The organism is Streptomyces sp. SPB074, from assembly GCF_000154905.1.
Lineage (GTDB): Bacteria > Actinomycetota > Actinomycetes > Streptomycetales > Streptomycetaceae > Streptomyces.
This window is the reverse complement of the sequence record NZ_GG770539.1, coordinates 4456557-4460212: the sequence shown is the minus strand read 5'-3', so window position 1 is coordinate 4460212 and position 3656 is coordinate 4456557. Positions and strand designations below refer to the sequence as shown.

The following is a 3656-nucleotide window of genomic DNA, read 5'->3' as shown; positions in this document are numbered from 1 at the left end:
CCCCGGGGTCGTCATGCGCGGACCGCGCTCAGCCGCGGGCCGAGGCCACGGCCTCGTCCGCCACCTCGTCGGCGGCGCGCACCGCCGCCTCCGCCTCCGCGACGACGCCGGGGACCCGGCGCAGCTTCTTCATCGGGCCCAGCTCCGACTCGTACACCTTCTTGACCCCGTCGCCGAGCGAGTGCTCGATCGTGCGGATGTCGCGGACGAGGCGCGCGAGGCCCTGCGGCTCCACGGAGGCGGCCTGGTCGGAGCCCCACATGGCGCGGTCCAGGGTGATGTGGCGCTCCACGAACGTCGCGCCGAGGGCGACGGCGGCGAGCGTGGTCTGGAGGCCGGTCTCGTGGCCCGAGTAGCCGATCGGGACGTTCGGGAACTCGGCCTGGAGGGTGTGGATGACCCGCAGGTTCAGCTCCTCGGCCTTCGCCGGGTACGTCGAGGTGGCGTGGCAGAGGACGATGTTGTCGCTGCCGAGCACCTCCACCGCGTGCCGGATCTGACGCGGCGTGGACATGCCGGTGGAGAGGATGACGGAGCGGCCCGTGGCGCGCAGGGCGCGCAGGAGTTCGTCGTCGGTGAGCGAGGCCGAGGCGACCTTGTGCGCGGGCACGTCGAACTTCTCCAGGAAGGCGACGGCCTCGGTGTCCCACGGGGAGGCGAACCAGTCGATGCCGCGCTCGCGGCAGTGCGCGTCGATCGCGCGGTACTCGTCCTCGCCGAACTCGACGCGGTGCCGGTAGTCGATGTACGTCATGCGGCCCCACGGCGTGTCCCGCTCGATGTCCCACTGGTCGCGCGGGGTGCAGATCTCGGGCGTGCGCATCTGGAACTTGACGGGCTCGCATCTGGCGTCGGCGGCGATGTCGATGAGCGAGAGGGCGTTGTCCAGCTCGCCGTTGTGGTTGATCCCGATCTCGCCGGTGACGTAGACGGGCCGTCCGGGGCCGACCTCGCGGGAGCCGAAGGGGCGGAGGCGGGGGGTCGTGGTGCTGTCGCTCATTGGGGGTCCTTGTACTGGGGGGACTGGGGAACTGGGGGGACTGGGGTGAACTGGTCGGGTTACTGGTCGGCGCGGGCCGGGCGCGTGGTGCCGAGGTCGCCGCCGAGGAGCCAGCCGGCCATCTCGCGGATCGCGCCCGCGCCGCCCGCGAGGGTCGTGACGGCGCGCGCGGCGCCCTTCACGGCGTCGTGGGCGTTCGCGACGGCGACGGGCCAGCCGACGAGGCCGAAGCAGGCCAGGTCGTTGGCGTCGTTGCCCGCGTACAGGACGCGTTCGGGCGCGACGCCCTGCTCCTCGCACCACTGCTTGAGCGCGAGGTCCTTGCGGTCCACGCCGTGCAGGACGGGGACGCGGAGTTTGCGGGCCCGCGCGGCGACGACGGGGTTCTGCTCGGTGGAGAGGATGAGCAGGGGGAGCCCGGAGCGGCGCAGCGCGGCGATGCCGAGGCCGTCGCCCCGGTGCACGGAGACGAGTTCGCGGCCCTCGGCGTCGATGTGGACGCGGTCGTCGGTCTGCGTGCCGTCGAAGTCGAGCACGACGGCGTCGATGTCGGCGCGCGTCGGCAGGGCGCCGGGGCGGTGCGCGTCGAAGTGCGGGGCGAGCAGGCGGGCGCGCGCCAGCTCGTGCGGGTCGTCGATCTCCAGGACGCGCGCGGGGTCGGTCCGGACGAGTTCCGTGCGGCCGAAGAAGCGGTGCCGGTGGGCGCGGAAGCCGGCGACGTCCATCGCGTAGGCCGCGCCGGTCTCGACCAGGTCCTCGGGGCGGTCCTGGCGGCGCGGGCGGGTGCGGCGGTCGTGGTTGACGCCGCGCGCGCCGTCCTCGTCGTCCGCGCGCCACACGAAGCCGTGGAAGGGCGCGGCGGTGAGCGCGGAGTCCGCGCCGTCCTCCACGACGGCCCTCGCGACCGCGTCCACGTCGGAGGCGAGGAGGAAGGGGCTCGTGCACTGGACGAGGAGGACGGTGCCGGGCGTGGTGCCGTGCCGCTCCTCGTACGTGTCGAGGGCGTGCAGGACGGCGGCCTCGCTCCTCGCGAGGTCGCCGGACAGCTCGGCGGGCCTGCGGACGACTTCGGCCCCGGCCTCGCGGGCCGCGCGGGAGATCGCGGGGTCGTCGGTGGAGACGTGGACGTCGGTCACGTACCGGGCCGCCAGGCACTCGCGCACGGCGCGGACGACGAGCGGGACACCGCCGACGGGCGCGAGGTTCTTCGCGGGCACGCCCTTGGAACCGCCCCTGGCGGGGATGACGGCGAGGACACGAGGGGTCATGGCCGGGCCTTCGGTGGTGGTGGTCGCGGTGGTCACAGGTCCCCCATCCGGCGGATGACGGGCGCGACGCGCTGGACGCCGTGCCGGTAGGCGCCGCGCGCGGCCTGGCGCACGACCTGCTTGAGCGGTCCCGGCGGGCGGGTCTCGCTCGGGGCGCCCGGCAGCGGGGAGCCGTCGGGGGCGAGGTGGTGGCGGGCGAGGATGCCGAGCAGGTACCCGGGCGCGGTGGCGAGGGTGTAGTACGGGGAGAGCGGCGGCAGTTGGGGCCGGGCGAGCAGGGCGGCGATCCGGGCGCGGGCCGTGTCGAAGGCGCTCTCGTAGGGGCGGTCGCTCGCGACGCCCTGCCGCGCGGCCCAGGCGGGGTCCGCCTTCGGGAGGTGCCCGGCGTCGAGCGCGTCCCACGAGGTGAGGCAGCCCGAGCCGAGGAAGGCGTGGTTGCCGAGGGCTTCGCGGACGCCGAGGTCGGTGAGGACCGCCGTCGGGACGCCCCGGTACAGGGCTTCCAGGGCCGCGGTCGAGCTGACCGTGACGAGGAGGCTCGCGGTGTCGAGGATGGTGCCCATGTGCCCGTATTCGAGGCGGCAGTTGGGCGGCAGGTCCAGCGAGCGGGCGAGCTTCTGGTACGGCTGTTCCTCGATGTGCGTCGTGTGCTCGCCGGGGCGGGAGCGGAGCTTGACGAGGACCTCGCGCTCCGGGTGGAGCCGGGCGTGCTGGGCCGCGCGGCGCAGCAGGTAGAGCCGGTCGGCGCGGCGCTCGGGCACGGAGGGCTGTACGGCGAAGACGACGGGGCCCGCCGCGTCGCCCGCGCCGGGCTCGCCCTGGAGGAAGGGCAGCGCGCACTCCACGACGCTCGCGCTGTCGGCGCCCACGCCCTCGTACACGGCGCGGAAGCGCCCGGCGTCCTCGCGCGAGTTGGCGAGCACGAGGTCGGCGCCGTGCCGCAGCAGGAGCCCGTCCGCGAGCTTCTCGTAGACGACGCCGACGTACCCGGTGACGAGCACGGGCCGCTTGACGGCGCCCTGCCAGGCGTACCGCAGGCCGTGCACGAGGGCCTGCACGCCGCCGCCGACGAGCGCGAGCACGACGACGTCGTACGCGGCGGCGTCCATGGCGCGCACGAACCCGTTCGCGGTGACCTCGCGCAGCGAGGCGGCACGCGCGCCGACCTCGCGGAGCTGGCGCGCGGTGGGGGTGGCCCGCCCGCGCAGCAGGAATCCGTCCGGTTCCTCGCACCCGGTGACACGGGCGGCGGTGAGGACTCCCCACTTCCAGCGCGTGTCCGAGTCGGCGAGCACCGCCACACGCGGGGGCTTCGGCTTGCTTTCTGGCACACCCCGGACGCTAGGAAGCGTTTCCGAGGGGACGCCCAACACGACGGCAACGGCGGG

General features: G+C 74.8%; 3 protein-coding genes. All 3 read right to left on the bottom strand.

The features are described 5' to 3' along the window. Positions 1-28: 28 nt before the first annotated feature. From SSBG_RS18735 to SSBG_RS18725, 3 genes are read right to left on the bottom strand one after another with little or no spacing between them, the layout of a single operon-like run. Positions 29-1000 (bottom strand): N-acetylneuraminate synthase family protein, encoded by a 972-nt coding sequence (locus SSBG_RS18735; protein ID WP_008747643.1) that lies wholly within the window; start codon positions 998-1000, stop codon positions 29-31. Between the two features lie 59 nt (positions 1001-1059). Beyond that, the gene (locus tag SSBG_RS18730) at positions 1060-2268 is read right to left on the bottom strand and encodes an acylneuraminate cytidylyltransferase (protein WP_008747642.1); all 1209 of its coding nucleotides are present in this window, start codon (positions 2266-2268) and stop codon (positions 1060-1062) included. Positions 2269-2300: 32 nt separating this feature from the next. Then, entirely contained in the window at positions 2301-3599 is a 1299-nt protein-coding gene (locus SSBG_RS18725; protein WP_037870106.1) for a DUF6716 putative glycosyltransferase, read from the bottom strand. Between the last annotated feature and the right edge of the window lie 57 nt (positions 3600-3656).

Bases quoted from the DNA above. Each gene is read 5' to 3' on its own strand.
- SSBG_RS18735 (WP_008747643.1), bottom strand. From the start codon at position 1,000: ATGAGCGACAGCACCACGACCCCCCGCCTCCGCCCCTTCGGCTCCCGC.
- SSBG_RS18730 (WP_008747642.1), bottom strand. From the start codon at position 2,268: ATGACCCCTCGTGTCCTCGCCGTCATCCCCGCCAGGGGCGGTTCCAAG.